The sequence below is a fragment of the Dermacoccus nishinomiyaensis genome (genome assembly GCF_900447535.1).
Taxonomy (GTDB): domain Bacteria; phylum Actinomycetota; class Actinomycetes; order Actinomycetales; family Dermatophilaceae; genus Dermacoccus; species Dermacoccus nishinomiyaensis.
In genome coordinates, this window is the sequence record NZ_UFXX01000001.1 from 784844 (window position 1) to 809300 (window position 24457).

Annotated in this window: 20 protein-coding genes, 1 pseudogene and 1 riboswitch; of the genes and pseudogenes, 10 read left to right on the forward strand and 11 right to left on the reverse strand. The window is 69.8% G+C overall.

Annotated elements, in window-relative coordinates:
• Positions 1–16: 16 nt before the first annotated feature.
• Entirely contained in the window at positions 17–3235 is a 3219-nt protein-coding gene (locus DYE07_RS03700) for a DNA translocase FtsK 4TM domain-containing protein (RefSeq protein ID WP_370447729.1), read from the reverse strand.
• A gap of 320 nt (positions 3236–3555) precedes the next feature.
• Positions 3556–3670, forward strand: a riboswitch (SAM riboswitch).
• Between the two features lie 43 nt (positions 3671–3713).
• On the opposite strand from DYE07_RS03700, the gene DYE07_RS03710 reads away from it, so the two are divergent.
• Positions 3714–5288 (forward strand): aminotransferase class V-fold PLP-dependent enzyme, encoded by a 1575-nt coding sequence (locus tag DYE07_RS03710; protein WP_115296374.1) that lies wholly within the window; start codon positions 3714–3716, stop codon positions 5286–5288.
• A gap of 282 nt (positions 5289–5570) precedes the next feature.
• On the opposite strand, the gene DYE07_RS03715 is transcribed toward DYE07_RS03710, so the two are convergent.
• On the reverse strand, positions 5571–7250 hold the full coding sequence (locus tag DYE07_RS03715; RefSeq protein WP_115296375.1) for a ribonuclease J: 1680 nt from the start codon (positions 7248–7250) through the stop codon (positions 5571–5573).
• The gene (gene dapA, locus DYE07_RS03720) at positions 7250–8140 is read right to left on the reverse strand and encodes a 4-hydroxy-tetrahydrodipicolinate synthase (protein WP_074040532.1); all 891 of its coding nucleotides are present in this window, start codon (positions 8138–8140) and stop codon (positions 7250–7252) included. Before dapA ends, DYE07_RS03715 begins: the two co-directional genes overlap by 1 nt.
• Before the next feature lie 130 nt (positions 8141–8270).
• Here dapA and DYE07_RS03725 point away from each other — a divergent pair, with 130 nt between their 5' ends.
• Genes DYE07_RS03725 through DYE07_RS03740 form a run of 4 tightly spaced genes read left to right on the forward strand, consistent with a single transcriptional unit; the run spans position 8271 to position 10766 of the window.
• Entirely contained in the window at positions 8271–9065 is a 795-nt protein-coding gene (locus tag DYE07_RS03725; protein WP_115296376.1) for a thymidylate synthase, read from the forward strand.
• Positions 9062–9559 (forward strand): dihydrofolate reductase, encoded by a 498-nt coding sequence (locus DYE07_RS03730; protein WP_006946351.1) that lies wholly within the window; start codon positions 9062–9064, stop codon positions 9557–9559. Before DYE07_RS03725 ends, DYE07_RS03730 begins: the two co-directional genes overlap by 4 nt.
• Entirely contained in the window at positions 9556–10464 is a 909-nt protein-coding gene (locus tag DYE07_RS03735) for an AzlC family ABC transporter permease (RefSeq protein WP_115296377.1), read from the forward strand. Before DYE07_RS03730 ends, DYE07_RS03735 begins: the two co-directional genes overlap by 4 nt.
• Positions 10461–10766 carry an AzlD domain-containing protein gene (locus DYE07_RS03740; RefSeq protein ID WP_115296378.1) on the forward strand — a complete coding sequence of 102 codons (306 nt, stop codon included), beginning with the start codon at positions 10461–10463 and terminating at the stop codon, positions 10764–10766. Before DYE07_RS03735 ends, DYE07_RS03740 begins: the two co-directional genes overlap by 4 nt.
• A gap of 284 nt (positions 10767–11050) precedes the next feature.
• Here DYE07_RS03740 and DYE07_RS15465 read toward each other — a convergent pair.
• From DYE07_RS15465 to DYE07_RS03750, 3 genes and pseudogenes are all read right to left on the reverse strand, one after another.
• Positions 11051–11140: pseudogene (locus DYE07_RS15465) on the reverse strand (FitA-like ribbon-helix-helix domain-containing protein); the annotation flags it as partial.
• Between the two features lie 75 nt (positions 11141–11215).
• Positions 11216–12379 (reverse strand): fatty acid desaturase family protein, encoded by a 1164-nt coding sequence (locus tag DYE07_RS03745; RefSeq protein WP_038570627.1) that lies wholly within the window; start codon positions 12377–12379, stop codon positions 11216–11218.
• A gap of 147 nt (positions 12380–12526) precedes the next feature.
• Complete coding sequence (locus DYE07_RS03750) at positions 12527–13675, reverse strand: ferredoxin reductase (RefSeq protein WP_006946368.1); 1149 nt, start codon at positions 13673–13675, stop codon at positions 12527–12529.
• Between the two features lie 85 nt (positions 13676–13760).
• Here DYE07_RS03750 and DYE07_RS03755 point away from each other — a divergent pair, with 85 nt between their 5' ends.
• Together DYE07_RS03755 and trhA are read left to right on the forward strand one after the other, a co-directional pair.
• Positions 13761–14909, forward strand: a complete 1149-nt coding sequence (locus tag DYE07_RS03755) for a PucR family transcriptional regulator (RefSeq protein ID WP_115296380.1) — start codon at positions 13761–13763, stop codon at positions 14907–14909.
• Positions 14906–15730 carry a PAQR family membrane homeostasis protein TrhA gene (gene trhA / locus DYE07_RS03760; RefSeq protein WP_074046021.1) on the forward strand — a complete coding sequence of 275 codons (825 nt, stop codon included), beginning with the start codon at positions 14906–14908 and terminating at the stop codon, positions 15728–15730. The genes DYE07_RS03755 and trhA overlap by 4 nt, the downstream gene beginning before the upstream one ends.
• Positions 15731–15840: 110 nt before the next feature.
• Here trhA and DYE07_RS03765 read toward each other — a convergent pair whose 3' ends face one another.
• Positions 15841–16737, reverse strand: a complete 897-nt coding sequence (locus tag DYE07_RS03765; RefSeq protein ID WP_083607271.1) for a FadR/GntR family transcriptional regulator — start codon at positions 16735–16737, stop codon at positions 15841–15843.
• Positions 16738–16833: 96 nt separating this feature from the next.
• On the opposite strand from DYE07_RS03765, the gene DYE07_RS03770 reads away from it, so the two are divergent.
• Genes DYE07_RS03770 through DYE07_RS03780 form a run of 3 tightly spaced genes read left to right on the forward strand, consistent with a single transcriptional unit; the run spans position 16834 to position 19948 of the window.
• Positions 16834–17595 (forward strand): (Fe-S)-binding protein, encoded by a 762-nt coding sequence (locus DYE07_RS03770; protein WP_074046022.1) that lies wholly within the window; start codon positions 16834–16836, stop codon positions 17593–17595.
• Complete coding sequence (locus DYE07_RS03775; protein ID WP_115296381.1) at positions 17592–19232, forward strand: LutB/LldF family L-lactate oxidation iron-sulfur protein; 1641 nt, start codon at positions 17592–17594, stop codon at positions 19230–19232. The genes DYE07_RS03770 and DYE07_RS03775 overlap by 4 nt, the downstream gene beginning before the upstream one ends.
• Positions 19229–19948: a LutC/YkgG family protein gene (locus tag DYE07_RS03780; RefSeq protein WP_115296382.1), complete on the forward strand. Its 720-nt coding sequence runs from the start codon at positions 19229–19231 to the stop codon at positions 19946–19948. Before DYE07_RS03775 ends, DYE07_RS03780 begins: the two co-directional genes overlap by 4 nt.
• On the opposite strand, the gene DYE07_RS03785 is transcribed toward DYE07_RS03780, so the two are convergent.
• From DYE07_RS03785 to DYE07_RS03800, 4 genes are all read right to left on the reverse strand, one after another.
• The gene (locus DYE07_RS03785) at positions 19935–20612 is read right to left on the reverse strand and encodes a DedA family protein (protein ID WP_115296383.1); all 678 of its coding nucleotides are present in this window, start codon (positions 20610–20612) and stop codon (positions 19935–19937) included. The genes DYE07_RS03780 and DYE07_RS03785 overlap by 14 nt on opposite strands.
• Before the next feature lie 155 nt (positions 20613–20767).
• A complete protein-coding gene (gene dapB, locus DYE07_RS03790) occupies positions 20768–21514 on the reverse strand; it encodes a 4-hydroxy-tetrahydrodipicolinate reductase (RefSeq protein WP_006946352.1) in 747 nt (248 codons plus the stop codon).
• A 10-nt stretch (positions 21515–21524) separates the two neighbouring features.
• Positions 21525–23267, reverse strand: a complete 1743-nt coding sequence (locus DYE07_RS03795) for an alkaline phosphatase D family protein (protein ID WP_115297073.1) — start codon at positions 23265–23267, stop codon at positions 21525–21527.
• A 41-nt stretch (positions 23268–23308) separates the two neighbouring features.
• Positions 23309–24415: a YihY/virulence factor BrkB family protein gene (locus DYE07_RS03800; protein ID WP_062257533.1), complete on the reverse strand. Its 1107-nt coding sequence runs from the start codon at positions 24413–24415 to the stop codon at positions 23309–23311.
• Between the last annotated feature and the right edge of the window lie 42 nt (positions 24416–24457).

Genomic DNA, 24457 nt, shown 5'->3' on the forward strand with positions numbered 1-24457 from the left:
CGGGCGGACGAGCGGGTCAGCGGGCGTTGCTCGTGAGGTTCCAGGCGTCCTCAGAACCGTCGTCATCGGACGAGTCGTGCCCGTCGTAGTACTGCTCGCCCGGCTCGGCGAGGTCGGCCTGCGACTGCGCGACGAGGTCGATCGGCCCCGCTCCCATCGAACCGCCCGCACCCATCGAGCCGGGTGCACCCGTGGAACCCCCGGAGCCGCCCGAACCCCTACCGCCGAGGGCGTCGTCCTCGTCAGCATCCGCGAAACCGTCGCCACCCGACGCATCGGGCACGTCCTCGCCCTTGAGCAACGCGAGCGTCTGCGGCAAGTCGTCGGGCTTGACGAGCACGTCGCGCGCCTTCGACCCCTCGGACGGGCCGACGATGGCGCGCGATTCGAGCAGGTCCATGAGGCGCCCGGCCTTCGCGAATCCGACGCGCAGCTTGCGCTGCAGCATCGAGGTCGATCCGAACTGTGTCGTGACGACGAGTTCGGCGGCCTGCAGCAGCACGTCGAGGTCGTCGCCGATGTCGTCGTCGATCTCCTTCTTCGGCGCGACCTGCGCGACGTCCTCGCGGTAGTTCGGCGCGAGCTGGCTCTTGACGTGCGCGACGACGGCGTGGATCTCGGATTCGTTGACCCATGCGCCCTGCACGCGCATCGGCTTGCTCGCACCCATCGGCAGGAACAGCGCGTCACCCTGACCGAGCAGCTTCTCGGCACCGGGCTGGTCGAGCACGACGCGGCTGTCGGCGAGCGACGACGTCGCGAACGCCAGGCGCGACGGCACGTTGGCCTTGATGATGCCGGTGACGACGTCGACGGACGGGCGCTGCGTCGCGAGGATGAGGTGAATGCCCGCGGCACGCGCGAGCTGCGTGATGCGCTGGATCGACGCCTCGACGTCGCGCGGCGCGACGAGCATGAGGTCGGCGAGCTCGTCGACGACGACGAGCAGGTAGGGGTACGGCGCGAGCTTGCGCTTGCTGTCGGGCGGCAGCTGCACCTTGCCCGCGCGCACCGCCTTGTTGAACTCGTCGATGTGCTTGTAGCCGAACGCGGCCAGGTCGTCATAGCGTGCGTCCATCTCGCGCACGACCCACTCGAGTGCCTCGGCGGCCTTCTTCGGGTTCGTGATGATCGGCGTGATGAGGTGCGGGATGCCCTCGTACGCCGTCAGTTCGACGCGCTTGGGGTCGACGAGCACCATGCGCACCTCTTCGGGCGTGGCCCGCATGAGCAACGACGTGATCATCGAGTTGACGAAGCTCGACTTACCGGCGCCCGTCGCACCCGCGACGAGCATGTGCGGCATCTTCGCGAGGTTCGCGACGACGTAGCCGCCCTCGACGTCCTTGCCGACACCCATGACCATCGGGTGCGTGTTGTTGCGCGCCGCCTGGCTGCGCAGCACGTCGCCGAGGCTGACGAGTTCCTTGTCGGCGTTCGGGATCTCGATACCGATGGCCTTCTTGCCGGGGATCGGCGACAGGATGCGCACGTCGGCGCTCGCGACGGCGTACGAGATGTTCTTGCTCAACCCCGTCACACGGTCGACCTTGACGCCGGGGCCGAGTTCGACCTCGTAGCGCGTCACCGTCGGGCCGCGCGTGAACCCGCTGACGACGGCGTCGATACCGAACTGCTCGAGTACCTCGGTCAGCGCGTCGACGACGCGGTCGTTCGCGGCGGAACGCTCCTTGGGCGGGGTCCCCTGTTCGAGGACGTTCGAATCGGGCAGCGTGTACGTGACGTCGCCGCCCATTGCGAGCTGCTCGACACGAGGTGGAAGCTGTTCGGTGGGCTGAGCCTCCACCTGACGTTGAGGGACGGCTGCGGCCGGCGCAGCCTGCTCGACGCGCGTGGCACCGGCATCCTGACGGGCCGCCGCGGCCTTCGGCGACTCCCCCGGCCGCTGTGCCGACGCCGGGCGCGACGCCTGCGCCGCACGTGCGGAGGCCTGGTCGACGACGGCATCGTCGACGGAATCCATGGGTGCGGAGCGGCGCGCTGCCCCACCTGCCGCCTCCCCTGCCGGCGACGCTCCGGAGCGCGATGCCCGGGCTCGCGCGAGCGCAGCGGCGCTCGCGTCGCCGGCGCGCTCGTCGTCAGAGCCGCCGTCGGGCATCTCTCGCGTCTGATCGACGCCCGCCGGGGCGCCGTCGATCGTGTCGATGTCGTAGATCTGCTGCTCACCGCGACGGCGGTTGAGCGGGTTGCGTGATGTGCCACGGCCCTTGCCGCGCGGTCCCTTGCCGACGACCTCGGCGGCCTGCTCGTAGGGCTCATCGCCGCGCCGGGCGTCGTCACCCGCGCCGCGACGCGAGCCGCCCCGCGCGCGGTTGCCGATGTCGGCGCCGTGCAGGTCGTCGGCGACGGCGTCACGCTGAAGCAGCTCGCCCTCGTCGTCGCGTTCATCGAGGGGGTGGCCGAAGATCTGCGCCTCGACCTCGCGGATGCGCTGCGGGATGCGATTGACGGGCGTGCGCGTCAGCACGAGGAAACCGAAGAACGACACGAGCGCGAGGATGATGCCCGCGCCCCACACCGTGAGCGCGGCAGACAGCGGCCCTCCCGTGATGACGCCGAGGATGCCGCCTGCGCCGCGCACCGCGGTCGAATCCCCTGTCGACGGACGCCCGCCGACGAGGTGGGCGATCCCCGTCGAGCCGAGCGCGAGGATCGTCAGCCCGATCGTCATGCGGTTGGTCGGCTGGTGCCCCCGCGGGTGGCGGAACATGTGGATGGCCATGCCGGTGAGGACGACGGGCAGGACGTAGGCGATGACGCCGAACGTGCCGGCCGCGACGGCGTGGACGACGTCCCCGAACATGCCGGGCAGCCCCCACCACTCCCTTGCAGCGACGACGATGCCGAGGGCGAGGAGGGCGAAACCGAGCCCGTCGCGACGGTGTTCGGGTTCGAGGTCAGAAGCGGCGGCGCCGACGCGGCGGACGGTGCCGCCGGCGACGTGCGAAACACCCATCCACGCGCCACGAGCAGCGCGACCGGACGCGGAGGGACGCGCTTCAGCAGCCCCTCGCGACGAGCCGGTCTTGCGCGCGGGTGCATTCTTCGTCGTGCCGCCCGAACGTGGTGCGCTCGACTTCGGCGGGGTCGTGCGGGCGCGCGTCGTCGAGGCCGCAGATGCGCCGGCCGGGCGCGAGCTCTTGGCGCGCGGCTGCGAAGAGGCCTTCTTCGCGACGAGGACGCTGTCGTTCGCTGGTCTGTTTCGGGTCGCCACCCCGCAAGGCTAGTGGGGGTTCCGGCCGTTTTCGCGGACCCACGCCGTGACAAGGGTCCAATGGTGACGGCGGGTCGGCTCGACACCTTCGAATCCGCGTCCCGATGCGCTGGCGCGTTGACGCGCTCGCATCCGACAGCGCCCTGACCCGTGTCGGAGGCGCCGCCAGCTGCCCGGGGGACCACGGGCATCCCCACCGCGAGACGCCGACTCTTGCGCGCGGCGCTCGCCATCCGCGATCCCACAGGTGATCTCACGATGCGAACCTCTGGCCGCACGTCGGTGGACGCGGCGGAGGGCCGGGTGCGAGCGTTCACGTAGGTCATGAGTTTCAGCGCACAGCCCCGGCTTGCTGGACGGCAACCCTCCACCGCGGTGGGGTGCTCCGGGTGACGACCTGGCCGCCACCAGCACCGGTGTCGGCAAGCGCGGGCCGAGCCATCTGGCGACGGCGAGGCCCCTGACTCGAGGAGCCTCGATGCCCCGTTCTGCCATTCTCTCGATCCTTGACTCCGACGCGCGCCGCCACGCTGCGAGCCACACGAGCCACACGAGCCGCCCCGCTCACGCCGTAACCCCCGGGGCTCCCGTCGCGGACCCCGAGCGTCACCACACCCAGCCCGCGCACCCCGGCGGGTCCCGTCGCGAGACGCCCGCAACTACCCATCATCGCGCGGACGCGCCGCAGCAGGCCAATGCCTCCCTGGCCACGATCGGCGCCGATCTCGGCGTCGCGACGCTCGACGGGCGCGTCGTCGAGCACGCGAACTTCGACCATGGCGCGACGGCTCCCGCGCTGCAGGCCGTCGCACGGGCCGTCGACACGACCCTGCGCACGTACGGTTCGGTGCATCGCGGTGCGGGACGGGCGTCGCAGCTGACGACCCGGTGGTACGAGGAGGCTCGGCAGGAGGTCGCCGCGTTCGTGGGCGCGCGCGAGGACGACGTCACCGTCTTCACGCGCAACACCTCGGATGCGCTCAACCTGTTGGCCCACTGTCTGCCGCAACAGACGCAGGTCTTCGTGTTCCGCTCGATGCACCACGCGGCGCTGCTGCCGTGGGCGGACGAGCGGACGACGCGGCTGCCGATCCCTCACTCTCACGCCGAGGCTGAGGGTTACCTCGACGTCGCTCTGGCGGAATTCCGCGCCCACAACGATGCTCCCGTGTTGGTCCTCATCACCGGCGCCTGCAACGTGACGGGCGAGGTGTGGCCCATCGAGCGCCTCGCCGCCGTCGCCCGCCGGCATGAGGCGCGGACGGCTCTCGACGCCGCGCAGCTCGCCCCGCACCGCCGCGTCGACATCGACGCCTGGGGCATCGACTACGTCGCTCTGTCCGGCCACAAGGCCTACGCGCCGTACGGTTCAGGAGCCCTCGTCGGGCGCCGCGACTGGCTCGACACCGCCCCTCCGTACTTCCGCGCCGGCGGCGCGAGCCACCGCGTCAGCGAAGATGCATCAGGCGCCGGCGACGTCGCTTGGGCGCCCGCGCCCGCACGCCACGAGGGCGGCACCCCGAACGCGGTCGGGGCCATCGCGCTCGCGGCCGCAGCCTCGACGCTGTCCGCGCAGCGCGGCGAAGCCGAGGCGCGCGAGGAGAAGATCCACGCCATCGTCCGCGACGGTCTCGCCTCGATCGACGGCGTGAGGATCGTCGAACTCTTCGACGAGCAGAATGCCGCGGACGCTCACCTCGACGATGGCGCGCCAAGGCGGAATGCGAGCGACAACGTCGGCGTCACGACGTTCACCGTCGCCGGGTACGACCCGACGCTCGTCGCTCAGGTGCTCGCAGACGAGCACGGCATCGCTGTGCGCGACGGGCGATTCTGCGCTCACCTGCTCTGCGACGCGCGCCTCGGCGAGGGCGCGACGGCAGTGCGCGCCTCGATCGGTCTCGCCACGACGACAGAGCACGCACGACGCCTCGTCGACGCCGTGCGTGCTCTCGTCACCCATGGGCCCGCCTTCGACTACACCCACACCCCGGGCCTCGGATGGAGCCCCGTCACCGACCGACGCGACCTCTCAGAGCCCCGCCCCTGGTGAGGAGAACGAGCGGCGGTGGGCCCCAGCGAGGGGCTCACCGCCGCATTTCGTCAGATACGGGATGCCGACGCGGTGGCTCCTGTCGAAGGGCCCGCTCGCGCGCTGATGCGAGTTTTTTGACCACGCTCAATAACAAACCTCGACGTCCATTTCGAATCCCGTTGCACCCCAACGGACGAAGGGTGCGACGCGTCACACGCGTCGCACCCTTCATTCATCCGAGATGGCAGCCAGAGGCGATCTCAGCCGCCTCACACAACCCCCTGACATACCCCCGAGGCGTCAGGCGTCGATGACCACCGGGATGATCATCGGTCGGCGGCGCAGCTTGCCGCCGACGAAACCGCCCACGGCGCGCCGGATGACCTGCTGCAGTTGGTGGCTGTCCTTGACACCCTTGTTGCGTGCCTCGAGCAGCGCCTGCTCGATCTTCGGCCGGACGCGGTCGAACACCTCGTCGCCCTCGGCGAAGCCGCGCGTGCGGATGTCCGGGCCGGCGAGGATCGCGCCCGTCTTCGCGTCGCGCACGACGATGACGGTGACGAAGCCCTCGTCACGCAGGATGCGACGGTCCTTGAGCATGTCCTCGTCGGTCGTACCGACGAGCGAACCGTCGACGTAGACGTACCCGACCGGCACCGCGCCCGTGATGGCAGCCTTGCCGTTGACGAGGTCGACGACGACGCCGTTCTCCGCGAGCAGCACCTGGTCGCTCGGCACACCCGTCGCGGCGGCGAGCTTGCCGTTGGCGACGAGGTGACGCCACTCGCCGTGGATCGGCATGACGTTCTTCGGCTTGACGACGTTGTAGCAGTACAGCAGCTCGCCGGCGGAGGCGTGGCCCGAGACGTGCACCATCGCGTTGCCCTTGTGCACGACATTGGCGCCGAGACGCATGAGGCCGTTGATGAGGCCGTAGACGGCGTTCTCGTTGCCCGGGATGAGCGAGCTCGCCATGAGGATGGTGTCGCCCTCCCCCACGTCGATACGGTGGTCGCGGTTCGCCATGCGCGCGAGCGCCGCCATCGGCTCACCCTGCGAGCCGGTGCAGATGAGCACCTGCTTGTCCTCGGGCATCTGCTCGAGCTTCTTGATGTCGACGAGCACGTTGTCGGGCACCTTGAGGTAGCCGAGGTCGGCGGCGATCGTCATGTTGCGCACCATCGAGCGCCCGACCATCGCGACCTTGCGGCCGTGGGCCTCGGCGGCGTCGAGCACCTGCTGCACGCGGTGCACGTGCGAGGAGAAGCAGGCCACGATGATGCGTCGCTCCGCCTTCTCGAAGACGCGCTCGATCGCGGGCGTGATGTCCTTCTCCGGCGTCGTGAAGCCGGGCACCTCGGCGTTCGTCGAGTCGGTGAGGAACAGGTCGACGCCCTCCTCACCGAGCCGCGCGAACGCGCGCAGGTCGGTGATGCGGCCGTCGAGCGGAAGCTGGTCCATCTTGAAGTCGCCGGTGCACAGCAGGTTGCCTGCGGGCGTGCGGACGAAGACGGCGAGCGCGTCGGGGATCGAGTGGTTGACGGCGACGAACTCGCAGTCGAACGGGCCGATCTTCTCGCGCTGGCCCTCCTTCACCGTCATCGTGTACGGGCGGATGCGGTGCTCCTTGAGCTTCGCCTCGATGAGCGCGAGCGTCAGCGTCGAGCCGATGAGCGGGATGTCGTTCTTCATGCGCAGCAGGTACGGCACCGCGCCGATGTGGTCCTCGTGACCGTGCGTCAGGACGATGGCCTCGATGTCGTCGAGGCGATCCTTGAGGTAGTCGAAGTCGGGCAGGATGAGGTCGACGCCCGGGTGATCCTCGGGGAAGAGGACACCACAGTCGATGATGAGCAGGCGTCCGCCGTACTCGACGACCGTCATGTTGCGGCCCACCTCGCCGAGACCGCCGAGCGCGATGACGCGCGCACCGTTCTTGGGCAGTGCGGGCGGCGGGCCGAGTTCGAGCGAACTCTTCATCACAGCAGCCCCGCCTTCGTCAGGCCGTCACGCAGGACGGCGTACATCGCCTCGTCCGCGGGCAGCAGCGGCAGGCGGATGGCGTCGGAGTCGATGACGCCCTGCTCCTTGAGGGCGGCCTTCACCATGATGGCGCCCTGGGAGGTGTTCATCAGCGCGTCGATCGCGGGGATGAGCTTGGTGTGGATGGCGCGCGCCGTCGCGAGGTCGCCCGCGTCGACAGCGTCGATCATCGCGCGGAACTCGTTGCCTGCCACGTGGCCGACGACGGAGACGACGCCGACGGCGCCGAGCGCGAGCCACGCGAGGTTGACGACGTCGTCGCCCGAGTACCACAGCAGGTCGGTCTCGTCCATGAGCTTCGTCGCCTCGAAGAAGTCGCCCTTGGCATCCTTGACCGCGCGCACCTGGTCGATCGTCGCGAGCTGACGGATCGTGTCGCTCGCGAGCGCCGTCCCCGAGCGCCCGGGGATGTCGTAGGCCATGGCCGGCAGGTCGGTGGCGCCGACGACGGCCTTGAAGTGCTCGACGATGCCCGCCTGCGTCGGCTTGTTGTAGTACGGCGTGACGACGAGGACGGCGTCCGCCCCAGCGTCCGCGAGTGCCTTGGCGGCGCGTACCGAGTGCGCGGTGTCGTTCGTACCGACCCCGGCGGTGATCGCTGTGCGGCCCTTGACGGCGTCGGCGACGGCGCGCACCGTCTCGATGTTCTCCTCGTCGGTCGTCGTCGCCGACTCCCCCGTCGTGCCGTTGACGACGAGGCCGTCGTGCCCGTTCGCGACGAGGTGCTCGGCGAGCTTCTTCACTCCGTCGTAGTCGATCGAGCCGTCCGGTTTCATGGGCGTCACCATGGCCGTGACCATGCGCCCGAAAGGTGTCGTCGTCGTCATGCGCCCAGGTTAGTGCACGAGCGTCCACGTGTGCGGACGCCCGCCGCGCGCGACGTCGCCACCACCAACTCGCCACCACGAAGCGGACGCCGCAGGCGCCTTGTCACCGGCGCGTCCTACAGTGAGGCGCGTGGAGCAATATCACGCACTGCTGAGGCGCATTCTCGACGAGGGCACCCGCAAGGACGACCGCACGGGCACGGGGACGCTCAGCGTCTTCGGTCATCAGATGCGCTTCGACCTGTCCCAGGGGTTTCCCGTTCTCACGACGAAGAAGCTGCACCTGCGCTCGATCTTCGGCGAACTGCTGTGGTTCCTGCGCGGCGACACGAACGTCGCATGGCTGCACGAGCGCAAGATCTCGATCTGGGACGAATGGGCCGACCCCGACGGTGACCTCGGGCCGATCTACGGCCACCAGTGGCGCTCGTGGCCGACGCCGAACGGCGAGACGATCGACCAGATCGCGCGCGTCGTCGAGTCGATTCGCACGAACCCCGACAGCCGTCGTCACATCGTCTCGGCGTGGAACGTCGCCGACGTCGACGACATGGCGCTGCCGCCGTGCCACACGATGTTCCAGTTCTACGTCGCCGACGGAAAGCTGTCGTGCCAGCTCTACCAGCGCAGTGGTGACGTCTTCCTCGGCGTCCCGTTCAACATCGCCTCGTATGCCCTCCTGACCCACATGGTCGCGCAGGTCACGGGCCTCGCGGTGGGCGATTTCGTCCACACGCTCGGCGATGCGCACCTCTACGTCAATCACCTCGACCAGGCGCGCCTCCAGCTGACACGTACGCCGAAGCAGCTGCCGACGCTCGTGCTCAACCCCGACGTGACGGCGCTCGACGCGTTCGAGCTCGACGACATCCGCCTCGACGGTTACGAGGCCGACCCCGCGATCAAGGCCCAGGTGGCGGTATGAGCGATGCGCCCCAGCTGACGAGCATCGCCGCTGTCGCCGAGAACGGCGTCATCGGCACGGGCGGCGACATGGCGTGGAACATCCCCGCCGACTTCGCGCACTTCAAGGCGACGACGATGGCTCACCCCATGATCATGGGGCGCACGACGTTCGCGACGATGGGCACCCTGCCCGGGCGCCGCTCGATCGTCGTGACGCACGATCCCGAGTTCGCCCCCGCACAGCCGGCGCGTGACGACACGTCCGTCACCGTCGTTCACTCTGTCGACGAAGCCCTCGAACAGGTCGCCGGCCAGGACGCGTTCGTCGTCGGCGGCGCGCAGATCTACGCCGCGACGATGGACCACGTCACCCGTCTGCTCATCAGCGAGATCCCCCTCGCGCCTGAGGGCGACGCCCACTTCCCCACGATCGACCCGACCGTGTGGGTCGAGACGCAGCGCGCACCGCGCGACGGGTTCACGCTCGTCATGTACGAACGCCGCACCTCGTGAGCGACGCCCGGCGCGAGACGTCGGGAGGTGACGCGCCCGTCGACGTCCGTCATCACCGGACGGCGCACACCCCTGGCGACCACTCCGACCACGACCATCCCGACGCCCTCCACGAGGACGCCGCGGCCGTCAAGAAGGACTCGGTCTCCCTCGCGATCGCGACGGGCGTGTACGGCGTCAGCTTCGGCGCGCTCGCCATCGCTGCGGGCCTCACGACCTGGCAGACGATGGCGCTGTCGCTGCTGTTGTTCTCCGGCGGTTCGCAGTTCGCCGTCGTCGGGGTGCTCGGTGGCGGTGGGTCGGGAGCGTCGGCCGTCGCGACGTCGTCACTGCTCGGCGTGCGCAACGGCATCTATGGTCTGCAGATCAACCAGTTCCTACGCCCGCGCGGGCTGCGGCGCCTCCTCGCCGCGCAGGTGACGATCGACGAGTCGGCCGCCATGTCGGTCGGGCGCCCCACCGAACAGTTGTCACGCACCGGATTCTGGTGGACGGGCCTGGGCGTCTACGTCATGTGGAACACGATGACGTTCGTCGGCACCGTCGCCGGCAACGCGATGGGCGACCCGAAGAAGTACGGCCTCGACGCCGCCGCCGTCGGCGCCTTCATGGCGCTGCTGTGGCCGCGCCTCGGCACGCTGCAGGGCAAGGTGACGGCGGCGCTCGCCGCGTGCATCGCGCTCGGGTTGTCGCCGCTCACGCAGGCCGGCGTGCCCGTTCTCGCGACGGTCGTCGCGGCCGTCGTCGTCGGCTGGTGGTACTCCACACGGCACGATTCCCCCTCAGCCGACGGCGAGCCGAGCGCCGACGTTCCCGGCGTCGAGACGTCTCGCGCCGATGCGCCCGGTGACGGCGCGACGCCCGGTGGCCCGTCCGACGCCGGCCGGATCGGATCGACGACATGAGCACCTGGACGACGGTTCTGCTCGCGAGCGCGTTGTCGTTCGTGCTCAAGTTCATCGGCTATCTCGTGCCGCCGCGCTACCTCGAGGGCAAGCGGACGTCCAACATCGTCGCGCTGCTACCGGTGGCGTTGCTCACCGGCCTCGTGTGCGTCCAGGCGTTCGTCGGCGACGGCGGCCGGGTCGTCGTCGACGCGCGCGCAGCGGCGGCCGTCGCAGCGATCATCGCCCTGGTTCTGCGCGCGCCATTCATCGTCGTCGTCATCGTCGCGGCCGCGACGGCCGCGATCATCCGGTTGTTCTGAGCCGACGCTCCTGGATTCATGTCTCGCTCCCTCTGGTGGAGTGAGACCTCAGGACGAGCTTTCGAGGGGATCGATGAGGCGCAGCCCGCCGACCCCGGCGAAATCCCGCGCGTTGCGCGTGGCGAGTGCAGAGCCGGCGCCCAGAGCGATACCGGCGATCTGGGCCTCCGCCGTTCCCATGACTCGCCCGACCGACGTGCCACTCGCGAGAACGTGGGCGGTCGCGTGCGCTCACGCAGCGTCTGCAAGAAATTCTTCTCCGGCACGTGGGTCGCTGCCGCGAGAATCGCCCGCACCTCGGCCTCGACGGAACGTCCAGGCTCCGCAGCCTGACGGCGCAGGCGCTCGTGGACGACCTCATCGACATCTGGCATCCTCAGAGTGGCCAAGACGATCACCTCCTCGGCAGCAAAGCGAGCAAGGAGGTGCTCGTCAGCCCATTGCGAGACTCAGGCGGCTTGCGGCTGCACCTGCCGCTGCACGAGCTGCGTGACGTTCTGGGGCTTCCGCTCGAGCTTCGCGGCGTACTCGTTCGGCAGCGACAGGCGGATGATCGCCCACCAGGCCGACGCGATCTGCTTCGGCAGCGGCCCCGTCACGTAGGACAACCCGTAACGGCGAGCTATGTCCTGCACCTGCTCGCTGATCTCCGCGTACCGGTTGCTCGGCAGGTCGGGGAACATGTGGTGCTCGATCTGGTAGCTCAGGTTGCCCGTCGCGATGTGCATGGCCCGCGAACCGCTGATGTTCGCCGAACCGAGCATCTGGCGCAGGTACCAGTCGCCGCGAGTCTCCCCGACGATCGACTTCTTCGTGAACGTCTCGACACCACTCGGGAAGTGCCCGCACATGATGACCGAGTGTGTCCAGAGGTTGCGCGTGAGGTTCGCGATGAAGTTCGCCTTGATCGTCTGCTTGCCCGACCCCGTCAGCGCCGAGAGCAGCGGGTGCGCAATGTAGTCCTTCGTCACCTGCTCACGGATCTTGTGCAGCACCTTGCGACCGTCGCGGGCGAATACGTCCTTGTCCTTGCGCCCCTTGAGGTACTTGCCGATCTCCAGGTCGTACGCGGCGATGCCGTACTCGAAGAAGCACGCGTTGATGAAGTTCCACATCGGCTGTGCGAGGTAGAACGGCACCCACTTCTGATCCTCGTCGACGCGCATGATGCCGAACCCGAGGTCGTTGTCGCGCCCGATGACGTTCGTGTACGTGTGGTGCAGCTCGTTGTGGCTGTGCTTCCACAGGTCGGCGGGCGAGGCGTTGTCCCACTCCCACGTACTCGAGTGGATCTTCGGGTCGCGCATCCAATCCCACTGGCCGTGCATGACGTTGTGGCCGATCTCCATGTTCTCGAGGATCTTCGCCACGGCGAGCCCCGCCGTCCCGATGACGAACGCCGGCTTCTTCTTCGAGAACAACAACAGTGCCCGCGACCCCATCTCGAGGCCACGCTGCACCTGGATGACACGACGGATGTACGCCGCGTCCTTCTCGCCCCGGCTCTCGACGACCCGTGCACGCACCGCGTCGAGCTCCTCACCGAGACGCTCGATGTCGGCGCGGCTCAGGTGAGCGATCGGGTTGTGGTCCTTCTTCTGCAGTGCGGTCATGCGACAGCCATCCTTCTTCGTCGTTCTCGTCGTGCGGTTCGTCATGGTCGTGGTTCGTCGTGGTCGTGGTTCGTCGTGGTCGTGGTTCGTCGTGAGGCGCCCCGAGCCGATCTCGCGCCCGGCCGGCGCCCTGCACAGGCGTCGAGTTCAGCGTCCGATCGTGCAGTCCCCGGCGGCGGAGGAGATGCAGGTCTGCACCATGACGCCGTCGCCGTCAGTGCCGCTCGCCACCTCACCGGTGCGCATGTCGCGCACCGCGCCGGAACGCAGCGGCAGCACGCAGCCGTAACAGATGCCCATGCGGCACCCGCTCGGCACGAGGATGTCGGCGGCCTCGGCCGCGTCGAGGATCGACGTCTCGCCGCTGACGGCGACCTCCCGCGTCGTCGTGCCCATGACGATGGTCGCGGTGCCGCCCTCCCCCGGTTCGGCAAGCTCGACGACGAAGTTCTCGGTGTGCAGCTTGTCCTCGACGCCATTGAGTTCGGCGAACTCGCGCAGCATCCGCAGCATCCCGGCGGGGCCGCACGCGTACACCTCACGATCGCGCCAGTCGGGTACGAGATGGTCGAGCTCGGCCGGTTCGAGCCGGCCCTCGAGGCGTGTGTGGCGCTCGACGAGGGTGATGGCGCCACGCTCGTGCAGCCCGCGCAGCTCGTCGGCGAAGATGACGTCCTCGGGGTGGCCGGCCGAGTGCACGACGACGATGTCGTGCGTGCGTTCGCCGTCGGAACGCTCGCCCTCGGCGGCGAGACGGTGGCGCAGCATGCCCATGACGGGGGTGATGCCGGAGCCGCCGGTGACGTACAGCGTCGGCTCGACACCTCCCGTCCAGACGAACTCGCCGCTCGCCTGTTCGAGGTGCACGATCTGGCCGGAGCGCAACGACTCGTGCAGGTGGGAGCTGACGAGCCCGCCGGAGAGCGACTTGACGGTGATCGTGATGCGCCCGTCGTCGCGCGGCCCCGACGTCACCGAGTACGCGCGCCACAGGCGCACCCCGTCGACGTCGACGCCGACGCGGATGAACTGCCCCGGCACGTGCCCTGCCCAACCGAGGCCCGGCTGCAGCGTGACGGTCGCGGCGTCCGCCGTCTCGGGGTGCACGTCGACGACGCGGGCGCGCAGGTAGCGGGGGCTGCGCAGCGGGTCGACGAGGTCGAGGTAGTCGTCGGGCAGCAGCGGCGTCGTCAGGGTGCGCACGGCGTTCCAGGCGAGATGCTTCAGGCGGGCGGAGGCCCGCCGCTCGTCCGACGAGCGGGCCATCGTGGTTGATGAGGAGACAGCGTGCGGCATGCGACCAGCGTATTTGGCGCACAGCTGATAATTCTTGACCGCGACCTCACATGATCTTTTCGGGATTTGTTCGTAGAGTGTGAACATGTCGACTCTGCGGCAAGACACCATTGCCACCCTGCGAGAGCACCTGCCGAACACGGCCAGCGGGTGCGTCGAGGCCATCATCCGAGAGGTGCCCGGCTACGACCGCGAGTTCGGCGACACACTGCGCGCGAACATCGAGGCGGCCGTCGCGATGGCCCTCGCGGCCTTCCTCGACACCCTCGGTGACGACGGCGACACGACGTCCGCCACGGCCATGCGCACCGGCGCCTACCGCCTCGGCCAGGGCGAGGCGGAGACGGGGCGCTCGAGCGACGCGCTGCTCACGGCCTACCGCGTCGGCGCCCGCGAGGCGTGGACGCACTTCGCCGAACGCGCCGTCGCGCAGGGCGAGTCGGCCGCGAGCATCGCGAGCCTCGCTGCGGGCACGTTCGCGTTCATCGACGAGTTGTCCGTCGAGAGCCTCGCCGGCCACACCGCGGCCATGACGGCCCGCACCCGTGAGCTCGCGCGCCGACGCGACCAGCTGGCGGCGGCACTCGTCGCGGGCGACCAGCCCGACACGCTCGAGCATCTCGCCGAACGGGCTCACTGGAACCCGCCGCGCACCCTCACGGCGCTGGCACTGACGGGCGACGCCCCGGCGGCCGTCGCGAGCGCCGTCGGTGAGAAGGCCCTGTGGTCGCGCACCCCGGACGGCTCGCCGCTCGTCCTCGTGCCCGACCTCCCACCCGGCAACCGCGCGCGCGTCCTCGCTGCCTGCGCTACGACCACAGCAGCCCTCGGGCCGACGCTCGCCTGGAGCCGCGCCGCCGAATCGGTGACGCGCGCCCGACGCGCGCTGCGATTCGCCCGGGTGAGTGAACCGGCGGACGCCGACACGCTGCTGCCCGAACTGATCCTCGACGCCGACCCGCTCATCGCGCAGATGCTGCGCGAGCGCGCCCTGGCGCCGCTTGCCGACGTCTCGGAGGCCAAGCGGGCCGTGCTCGCCGAGACGCTGCTCGCCTGGCTGCTGCACCACGGACGCCGCGAGGAGGTCGCCGAGGCCCTCCACGTCCACCCCCAGACGGTGCGCTACCGCCTGGGCACCCTGCGCGAACACTACGGTGACACGCTCACCGACGCCCGCGCCGGCCTGGAGCTGACGCTCGGGCTGATCGCCGACCGATCGAGGACCCCGCAGTGAACACCCCCGCAACCGACCGTCCGCAACCCGCAGCAGCCGAACCGACGAACGCCGACAACACGAACCCCGACGCCATGACCCTCGACCCGATGATCCATGAACCCACACGGTCGGCTCTGCCTGACGGGCACGGCGAGTCCACTGGGCACGGCGAACATGGTGAGCACCCCGCGGGCGAGGCCCTGGCGGTGGCGATGAAACCCCTGCTGCGCGGGTGGCTGCACCTCGTCCTCGCGCCCCTGTGCCTCATCGGTTGTCTCGTGCTCGCCCTGCTCGCCGACACGACCCCGGCGCGCGTCGGGGCGCTCGTCCTCGGTGCTACGGCGACGATGCTGTTCGGCACGTCGGCGCTGTATCACCGCCGATACTGGAGCCCGCGCGCCGACACGATCCTGCGCCGCCTCGACCACTCGAACATCTACCTCATCATCGCCGGCACGTACACGCCGTTCGCGCTGACGCTGCTCGAGGGCCGGCAGCGGGTGAGTCTGCTCGTCATCGTGTGGGTCGGCGCGCTGCTCGGCGTCGCTTTCCGCACGTTCTGGGTGCATGCGCCGCGTTGGCTCTACACGCCGATCTACGTCGCGCTCGGCTGGGTCGCGATCTTCTACGCCGGGCCGTTGCACGCCGCGGGCGGCACGCTCGTCATGACGCTCATTGCCACCGGCGGCATCCTCTACACGCTCGGGGCCGTCGTCTACGGCTTCCAACGCCCTGATCCGTGGCCGCGCGTGTTCGGCTTCCACGAGATCTTCCACGCCTGCACCGTCGCCGCGTTCATCGCCCACTTCATCGCGGCGGCCATCGTCCTCACGCGCTGACGGCGGCCTCCCCGCGTGCGCTGCCCGCCTCGGCGTCGGCGCGGGCCACAGGATCGCCACCGTGGGCCTCGTCTCCGCCACGCAAGCACCGACCGGCGCAAGTCGTCCCGTCAGGCGGTGTCGCCGGCTGCCTGCGCGCCGTCCCCGAGGAGTTGCTCGCTCGCGCGTCGGATGTGCGCGTCGAGCAGATCGGCGGCGCGCGAGCCGTCGCCGTCCGCGAGCGCCGCGGCGATGGCCTCGTGCTCCTCGCGCAACCGCGCGCGCACAGCCGGCCAGTCGTCGACGCGGTTCATGCCATGACGGATGGGGCTGCGCATGGATTCGCGGATGGCGACGGTGAGGTCGGTGGCGAGCGCGTTGCCCGCGGCCCGCGCGATGGCGACGTGGAAATCGGTGTCGCACGCGTTGAAGACATCGGGCGGCAGGTCGTCGTCACGCATCGCGGTGATCAGGTCGGCGAGGCGCGCATGGTCGGCGTCGGTCGCGTTGCGCGCGGCCAGCCGCGCCGACAGGCCCTCGAGGCTGCAGCGCACGTCGACGACGTCGAGGAGGCTGAACTGCGCGAGCGCCACGTGCATGCGCAAGAACCGGTTGAGCGCCTCTGTCGGCACGGCCGTGATGACGGTGCCGCCGGCCGCACCGGCTCCGACGCGCGAGTCGACGACCCCGATGGCGTGCAAGGCGCGCACGCCCTCACGCACCACGGCACGGCTGACGGCGAGTTGCGCGGCGAGGTCACGCTCGGCGGGCAGCACGTCGCCGACACGCAGACGGCCCGAGACGATGCCGTCCTCGACCCACTGCACGACACCCTCGTAGGCACGCCCCGATCGTGACGCGACCGGGTTGGCACCCTGCGCGCCAGCCGGAGTCTCGACCTGGACGGGCGTCGCGTCCGGCGCGGGGGCCGGTTCCGACGCCGGCTGCCCCGGGTTCGACAGACCGGATTCCTCGGCTGCGGGCGGCGGGCCCGGTTCGGGCGAGGCGGGCGCGCAGGGGTGGGTCATGGGCGGCATGCTACGCGGCCTCGACTTCTTGACCGTCGGGGGTCATGCTTCTAGAGTGAGACGCAGCACATTGGTCAGACCATTAAGGATGCCGTCGTGACGATCGCCCCCACCCGCCCACGCGTCGCGATCTTCGCGACCTGCTTCAACGACACGATGTTTCCCAAGGCGCCGATCGCGACGGTGAAGCTCCTACGCCGCCTCGGGGTCGACGTCGAGTTCCCCACCGAGCAGACCTGCTGCGGCCAGATGTTCACCAACACCGGGTACGCGAACGACGCTAAGGGCCTCGTGCGCGGGTTCGTCGACACGTTCGACGCGTTCGACTACGTCGTCGCCCCCTCCGGCTCCTGCACCGGATCCGTCCGCGAGCAGCACGAGATGATCGCCGAGCGGGTCGGCGACCAGGGCCTCGCCCGCGAGGTCGACGCGCTCGCCCCGCGGGTGCTCGAACTGTCCGAATTCCTCGTCGACGTGCTCGGCGTCACTGACGTCGGCGCCTACTTCCCCCACCGCATCACCTACCACCCCACCTGCCACAGCTTGCGCATGCTCGGCGTCGGCGACCGTCCGCTGCGGCTGCTGCGCGCGGTCGCCGGTGCCGACCTGCGCGAGTTGCCCGCCGCCGAGCAGTGCTGCGGTTTCGGGGGCACGTTCAGCGTCAAGAACCCCGACGTCTCCGTCGCCATGGGAAACGACAAGGCGCGCCACGTCGTCGAGACGGGCGCGGAGTACGTCGTCGCCGGCGACAACTCGTGCCTCGCCCACATCGGCGGACTGCTGCACCGCGGACGCACCGGCGTCAAGACCATCCACCTCGCCGAAGTGCTCGCCTCGACCGAACAGGACCCCGCATGAGCTGCCAGCCCCGCACCGCCGCCGACGCGGGTCTGCCCGTCGGCACGACGACCGCGACTTTCGTCGGGATGCCCGCCTTCCCGCACGAGGCGAAGTACGCCCTCGACGACGCCCAACTGCGCGCCAACCTGCGTCACGCGACCGGCACGATCCGCGCCAAGCGCGCCGAGGTCGTCGGCGAGGTCGACGACTGGCAGCAACTGCGCACGCGCGGCGCCGCCGTCAAGGACGACGTGCTCGCCGACCTCGACACGCTGCTCGTCACGCTCGAGGAGTCGCTGACGCGCGCCGGCGCGACGGTCCACTGGGCGCGTGACGCCGAGGAGGCCAACCGCATCGTCGTCGACCTCGTCAAGGCGACAGGCACGCAGGAAGTCGTCAAGGTCAAGTCGATGGCGACGCAGGAGATCGAGCTCAACGAGGCCCTCGAAGCCGCGGGCATCGACGCGTGGGAGACCGACCTCGCCGAGCTCATCGTCCAGCTCGGCCACGACCGCCCGTCGCACATCCTCGTGCCCGCGATCCACAAGAACCGCAGCGAGATCCGCGACATCTTCCGCACCGAGATGGGCGAGGTCGGCCGCCCGGCCCCCGAGAACCTGAGCGACGATCCCGCCGCGCTCGCCGACGCTGCCCGTCGTCACCTGCGCGAGAAGTTCCTGCGCGCCAAGGTCGCGATCTCGGGCGCCAACTTCGCCGTCGCGGAGACGGGCACGCTCACCGTCGTCGAGTCCGAGGGCAACGGACGCATGTGCCTGACGCTGCCGGAGACGCTCATCTCCGTCGTCGGCATCGAGAAGGTGCTGCCGACGTGGGACGACCTCGCCGTCATGCTCGAACTGCTGCCACGTTCGTCGACCGGTGAGCGCATGAATCCCTACACGTCGATGTGGACGGGGTCGAGCGAGGCCGACGGCCCGCAGGACGTCCACGTCGTGCTCGTCGACAACGGCCGCACGCGCGTGTTGTCGGACACCGTCGGGCGCGAGGCGCTGCGCTGCATCCGCTGCTCGGCGTGCCTCAACGTCTGCCCCGTCTACGAACGCGCGGGCGGGCACGCCTACACGAGCGTCTACCCCGGACCGATCGGCGCCATCCTCACCCCGCAGATGCGCGGCCTCGACTCCGATCGCGACAAGGCGCTGCCCTTCGCGTCGTCACTGTGCGGCGCGTGCAGCGAGGTGTGCCCCGTCAAGATCGACTTTCCGAAGATCCTCGTCGAACTGCGCACGCAGGTCGTCGAGAAGAAGCGCGCCGCCTCGCGCGTCCCGAGCTTCGAGCGCACCGCCATCGCGGGCGCCGAATGGGCGCTCGCCTCCGGCAAGCGCATGGGGCGTCTGCAGACGCTCGCGACGGTGGCCGGCAAGGTCTTCAAGCGTGAGGACGTCTCCTACCTCGGCGCGATTCCCGGGCCCCTCGCGCCGTGGAGCGCAGCGCGTGACATCCCCGCTCCCCCGACCGAGACGTTCCGCGAGTGGTTCGCGCGCACCGACGGCGGCCGGCTCGACGAGAGCGGCCAGGCCGCAGCGGGGTCGCGTCCGAACCGCGCCGGAGTCGACGTCGAGGGCCACTACGGCACGAGCGCCCGCGACGCCGGGCTCCCCCACCCCACCAGCGACAGCGAGGACGAGGCATGAGCAGCGCACGCGAGGAGATCCTGCAGCGCATCCGGACGGCCAACGCGAACGCCGGGGTGACGAGCACGTCGTCGCAGCGGGCCGATTCGGCGACGACGCAGCGGGATTCGTCGTCGGGCAGCGCCGGCGCCCAGGCGACGTCACCTGATGCGGACGGTTCGCGTGCTGCGGCCGACGTCACCCCCGCGGCGGGGTCGCCCGACCTCGTCGACCTGTTCGTCGAGCGCACCGAGGACTACAAGGCGGTCGTCGAACGTGCCTCGGCAGCTGACGCCGGCGCGCGTGTCGCCGCGGCGCTCGAGGGCGCGAACGGCGTCCTGCTGCCGGCCGGGCTGCCCGAGGCAGTCGTCGGCGCGGTCGATGCGTCGATGGCGCGCGAAGACCCGGGCACGCCCGACGGTCTCGACGCCATCGAGGCGGTCGTCACGACGTGTGCCGCGGCCATCGCCGAGACGGGCACGATCGTCCTCGATCACACTGCGGGGCAGGGGCGTCGTGCGCTGACGCTCGTGCCCGATCTGCACGTCTGTCTCGTGCGGGCCGACCAGATCCACGCGGACGTGCCGGCCGCCGTCAGCGCCCTGCGCGCGAGCGTCGAGGCGGGGCATCCGCTGACGTGGATCTCCGGTCCGAGCGCGACGAGCGACATCGAGCTCGACCGCGTCGAAGGGGTGCACGGCCCGCGGCGCCTGCACGTCATCGTCACGACTGACTGACCTCGACGGACGACGCCGCGTCTCGGGTGGAATCACCACTCGCGGCGTGGTTTTCGCGCGTCATGCGGCGTTTCGTTCGGACGTGGCGCACGCCTTCGAGCAGCGCCGCGACCGCCATCGCGAGCCCCATGCCGGTGAGGATGCCCGCGAGGTGGTTGTCGCCGAACGCACGGCCGCCGATGTAGCCGATGAGGCAACCGTGCAGGGCCCACAGCAGCGTCGCGAGCAGGTCGTGCGGCGTGAACTGCCGCAGGAGCGGGTAGCGTGCAGCGCCGAGCGACATCGTGCCGACGCTGCGTCCGCCCGGGATGAAGCGCACGACGAGCAACGCCCACGACCCTCGTTCGTGCAGCACGCGCGAGACCTTCTCGAACGTGCGAGCACGCCGCGAACCGTGCGCCCCGAGCGAGCGGGCACCGACGACCCGGCCGATGCCGTAGGAGAGGTGATCGCCCAGTGCCGCCCCCAGCGTGGCCACGAGCACGACGAGCACGAGCTGCGGCCCGTTCGGATCGGACGCGGCGTACACCCCGGCGAGGATGAGCGGGGCTTCGCTGGGAAAAACAGGCACGAACGCGTCGAGGGCGCACAGGCCGAAGAGCGCCGGGTAGATCCACCACGACGTCATGAGGTGTTCGAGCGGCGCGAGCACGGCATCGAGCATTCCAGAACGCTAGCCGCGCGACGTGGCCCCGACCTGACGCCCAGGTGTCCGGCAGGCGACGCCAGCGCGACCGTCCGGACCTTCGACGTTCACGCGGACGGACGCTGTCGGCGCACCGTCCGGGCCGACCTCAGGCCCAGACGGAGCATCCGAGCTCAGAGCCCGAGGAAGTTTTCCAGGCCCACCGTGAGCCCCGGGGTCGTGACGACGCCGCGCACGCCCGTCAGCACGCCCGGCATGAAGCTCACGCGCTCGAAGCTGTCGTGACGGATCGTCAGGGCCTCACCCTCGGCGCCGAACTGCACCTCCTGGTGCGCGACGCGCCCGCGCATGCGGATCGCGTGCACCGGGATGCCGTCGACGCGGGCGCCGCGCGCGCCGTCGGGGTCGGATTCCGTCGCGTCTGGCACCGGCCCCAGCCCCGCCTGCTCACGTGCCTCGGCGATGGCGCGCGCCGTGTGCGCGGCCGTGCCGGACGGCGCGTCGACCTTGTTCGGGTGGTGGATCTCGACGACCTCGACGCTCTCGTAGAACTTCGCCGCCTCGCGGGCGAACTTCATCATGAGCAGCGCACCGATCGAGAAGTTCGGCGCGATGAGCACACCGACGCCGGGCGCCGCGTCGAGCTGCGCCCGCAGCGTCGCGAGCTTCGCGTCGTCCCACCCCGTCGTGCCGACGACGACGCTGACGCCGCGCTCGATGCACTGCGCGACGTTCGTCGGGGACGAGGCGGGCACCGTCAGCTCGATCGCGACGTCGGCACCCCCGAGGTCGCCCAGGTCGTCCCCGGCGTCGAAGCCACCGACGAACGTCATGTCGTCCGCGGCCTCGACGGCCTTGACCGCCTCGCTGCCCATGCGCCCGGCGGCACCGATGACTGCAACCTTGATCGTCTCGCTCATGGACGCGACCCTATCGACGAAGGTGCGCCACGCGCGTCAGGATCCGAATGCCGAGTGGCTGCCACGTGTCGAGACGCTTCGACTCACCGTCACCCTCGATGCGGATGTCGCTGACGACCCGCGTGTGCGGGTGCTCGAGGTCGCCGTCGCGGATCTCGCCGGTCAGCCAGCGGAAGTCGAGACCGTCGCCCGTCACCTCGACGACTGCGAGGTTGTTGTCGAACCACGGCCCGTGCGTCGTGCGCCAGCGGAACGACGGCGTGCGCACGCTCGTGCGCTCGACGACGGCGCGCAGCGGGAACGCGAGGCCCTTGCCGATCATCGCCTGCAGCGCGCGCACGTGGCGCGGCAGCGGGTTACGGATCGGCGAGCAGACGGCCTGGAAGATGCGCGACGTCAGCTCCTCGCCGCCGTTGACCTCCGACAGGAACGAGTTGTGGATGTCGCCCGACAGGAACGTGATCGTCCTCGGCGCTCGGCCACGCTCACCACGCGCGACCTCGAACAGCATGTCGCTGACCTTGAAGAACGTGTCGCTGAACGCCGCCCAGTGCTCGAGGTCGACGACCTGACGCAGCTTCTCCCCCAAGAACGCCGCCGGACGGCCCCACGTCCCCTCGGCCGCGGCCTCGTCGAGCGCCTCGAGCATGTGCAGGCCCTCGGGCATGAAGAACGGCAGCGAGGTGCCGATGAACAGGTGCTCGACGTCGCCGCGCAACTCGTCATCGAGCCAGCGCAGTTCGTCCGCGTCGAGCATCGCGCGGTGATCGGGACGTAGGTCGCGCGCCGCCCGCGAGTCGACGACGATGAGCTTCGACTCGCCCAGATCACGGGTGTAGGAGAAGCGGTACGTCGTCGGGTCCTCGTCAACCCGCTCGGCAAACGCGTCGACGGCGGCGGTGATGTCGAGCTCGTCGTCCCCGGTGTGCGACGTGATGAGCTGCCACAGCTCGTCATCGGCGAGCGCCTCGGGCGAGAGGTTGCCACAGTGCTGATAGACCCAGTACGACCCGAGTGCGCCGACGATGCGCTCGTGCCACCAGGGCGTCGCGTTCATCTTCTCGTGCCACGTCTGCGACGTGTTCCAGTCGTCACGCACGTCGTGGTCGTCGAAGATCATCGCGCTCGGCAGCGTCGACAGCAGCCACCTCACCGCCGGTTCGCTGTAGGCGAGGCGGTACAGGTGCGCGTACTCGACGTAGTCCTTGAGCTCCTCGCCGGGCGGCGCGTCGAGCCCGCGGCGCGCCTCGATGTACTCCTGCATCGCCTCCGACGTCTCGTCGGCGTAGACCTGGTCGCCGAGCAGCACGACGAGGTCGGGCCACCGCTCGTCGTGAGGGTCGCGGGCGATCTCGTGCGCGACGGCGCGCAGCGAGTCGATGCCGTTCTTGCGGTTGCTCTTCGCATCGTGCGGTTCGCTCGTGCGGCAGCTGCCGAACGCCATCTTCGTGGGGCGTGAGTGCAGCAGCGTCTTGAAGAACGGGTCGGGGAACGGCGAGTCCGCCAGGGGCCACGCCTGTTCGCCGTTCACCTCGACGCGGTAGCCGTACGTCTGCCCCGGCTCGAGACCGTCCAGGATCACGAGGGCGTAGTGATGCCCGTGTGCGCCGAACGTGCGCGCGCTCCAGCGCCCACCGTCGGTGATGACGGCGACCTCCCCGGCGTCGCGGGTCTCGACCCACATCGACGCTTCGCATTCGCTGGTGTAGCGCACCATCGGCCCCAGGACGATCGGCTCGTCGCTGGTCTGCATCACCGTGTCATTCTTGTTCGTCACCATGGTCTGCTCCCCCATCATTCGCTCCCGTCCGCGCTGCTGCGATCCTCGTTCTCGGCGTTCAGGCCCCACATGCCGCTCGGGCGCATCGGGTGGCGAGTCTGCAACCAGTCGTCGTGAGCCCGCACCGCATCCTTCCACCGCACGTCGAGATCCGAGGGCTGATCGGCGAGACCGTCGCCGTCCTTGTCGAAGACGACGTCGATGGATTCGTAGTTCTTGAACCGTTGCATCTGCGCCTGCCCCGCGTACGCCTGCTGGTCGGCGAGCGTCAGGTCGACGTCGTCGGTGAACTGTGTCATGAGGGAACGCGGGTACAGATGCTTGTGCAGCACGACGTTGATCTCGGTGCCGATGACGAACGACAACGACATGAGGTAACTGGCGAGAAGCAGCGTCAGGATGCCGCCATAGGTGCCGTAGGTGCCTGTCGAACGGGCCCCGAAGATGTTCGTGAAGGTCGTGCTGTTCGCGACGAAGAACTGCCAGGCGAAACTGATGAAGAACGCGCCCGGCGCGAGACGCCCCCAGCCCTCGCCGCGCGCGTTCGTCATCTTCATGAGCAGCAGGAAGATGCCCGTGCCGAACACGACGTTGAGCAACCACGCCCAGCTCTGCAACGGCTTCCACAGCGTCGGCAGGATGCCGATGGCGATGAGCGCCGCCCCGAGGAACATGATGATGGCGCCACTGCGCACGCGCATGAGGATCGGGTTCGGGCGGCTGTTGCGCGGCACCGCCCAGCAGTGGTTGCTCGTGTGCTGGATCGCCTGCGCCACGCCGAGGCCACCGTAGAGCGCCACGATCGCGCCGATGACGATGGCCGACACGCTGCCCGTCAGCGACTCGATCGACGCGGAGTGCAGCGACGGCCCGAGCACCGGGATCTGCGCGAGCACCGAGTCGAGGATCTGCTGACGCAACCGGTCGTCACCGTCGATGACGAAGCCGAGAACCGACTGCAGCAACAGCAGGAGCGGAAAGATCGACAGGAACCCGTAGTACGTGATCAGCGCCGCGAGGTAGGCGCCCTGGTCGTCGACGAACTTGTAGATGACACCGATCGGGTAGCCCAGCGCCGGATGTCGACGCTGGAACCCGTCGGCACGCTCCACTGAGTTCACCTGCGCATCATCCCATGCGCCCCACACGGGTGAGATGACGAA

What these genes read in the sequence shown, in the direction of transcription:
- DYE07_RS03730 (WP_006946351.1), top strand. Translation starts at nt 9,062, where the DNA reads ATGAGCGATGCGCCCCAGCTGACGAGCATCGCCGCTGTCGCCGAGAAC.
- DYE07_RS03795 (WP_115297073.1), bottom strand. Translation starts at nt 23,267, where the DNA reads ATGCAGACCAGCGACGAGCCGATCGTCCTGGGGCCGATGGTGCGCTAC.
- DYE07_RS03740 (WP_115296378.1), top strand. Translation starts at nt 10,461, where the DNA reads ATGAGCACCTGGACGACGGTTCTGCTCGCGAGCGCGTTGTCGTTCGTG.
- DYE07_RS03750 (WP_006946368.1), bottom strand. Translation starts at nt 13,675, where the DNA reads ATGCCGCACGCTGTCTCCTCATCAACCACGATGGCCCGCTCGTCGGAC.
- DYE07_RS03710 (WP_115296374.1), top strand. Translation starts at nt 3,714, where the DNA reads ATGCCCCGTTCTGCCATTCTCTCGATCCTTGACTCCGACGCGCGCCGC.
- DYE07_RS03765 (WP_083607271.1), bottom strand. Translation starts at nt 16,737, where the DNA reads ATGACCCACCCCTGCGCGCCCGCCTCGCCCGAACCGGGCCCGCCGCCC.
- DYE07_RS03785 (WP_115296383.1), bottom strand. Translation starts at nt 20,612, where the DNA reads ATGCTCGATGCCGTGCTCGCGCCGCTCGAACACCTCATGACGTCGTGG.
- DYE07_RS03745 (WP_038570627.1), bottom strand. Translation starts at nt 12,379, where the DNA reads ATGACCGCACTGCAGAAGAAGGACCACAACCCGATCGCTCACCTGAGC.
- DYE07_RS03775 (WP_115296381.1), top strand. Translation starts at nt 17,592, where the DNA reads ATGAGCTGCCAGCCCCGCACCGCCGCCGACGCGGGTCTGCCCGTCGGC.
- dapA (WP_074040532.1), bottom strand. Translation starts at nt 8,140, where the DNA reads ATGACGACGACGACACCTTTCGGGCGCATGGTCACGGCCATGGTGACG.
- DYE07_RS03755 (WP_115296380.1), top strand. Translation starts at nt 13,761, where the DNA reads ATGTCGACTCTGCGGCAAGACACCATTGCCACCCTGCGAGAGCACCTG.
- DYE07_RS03780 (WP_115296382.1), top strand. Translation starts at nt 19,229, where the DNA reads ATGAGCAGCGCACGCGAGGAGATCCTGCAGCGCATCCGGACGGCCAAC.
- dapB (WP_006946352.1), bottom strand. Translation starts at nt 21,514, where the DNA reads ATGAGCGAGACGATCAAGGTTGCAGTCATCGGTGCCGCCGGGCGCATG.
- DYE07_RS03715 (WP_115296375.1), bottom strand. Translation starts at nt 7,250, where the DNA reads ATGAAGAGTTCGCTCGAACTCGGCCCGCCGCCCGCACTGCCCAAGAAC.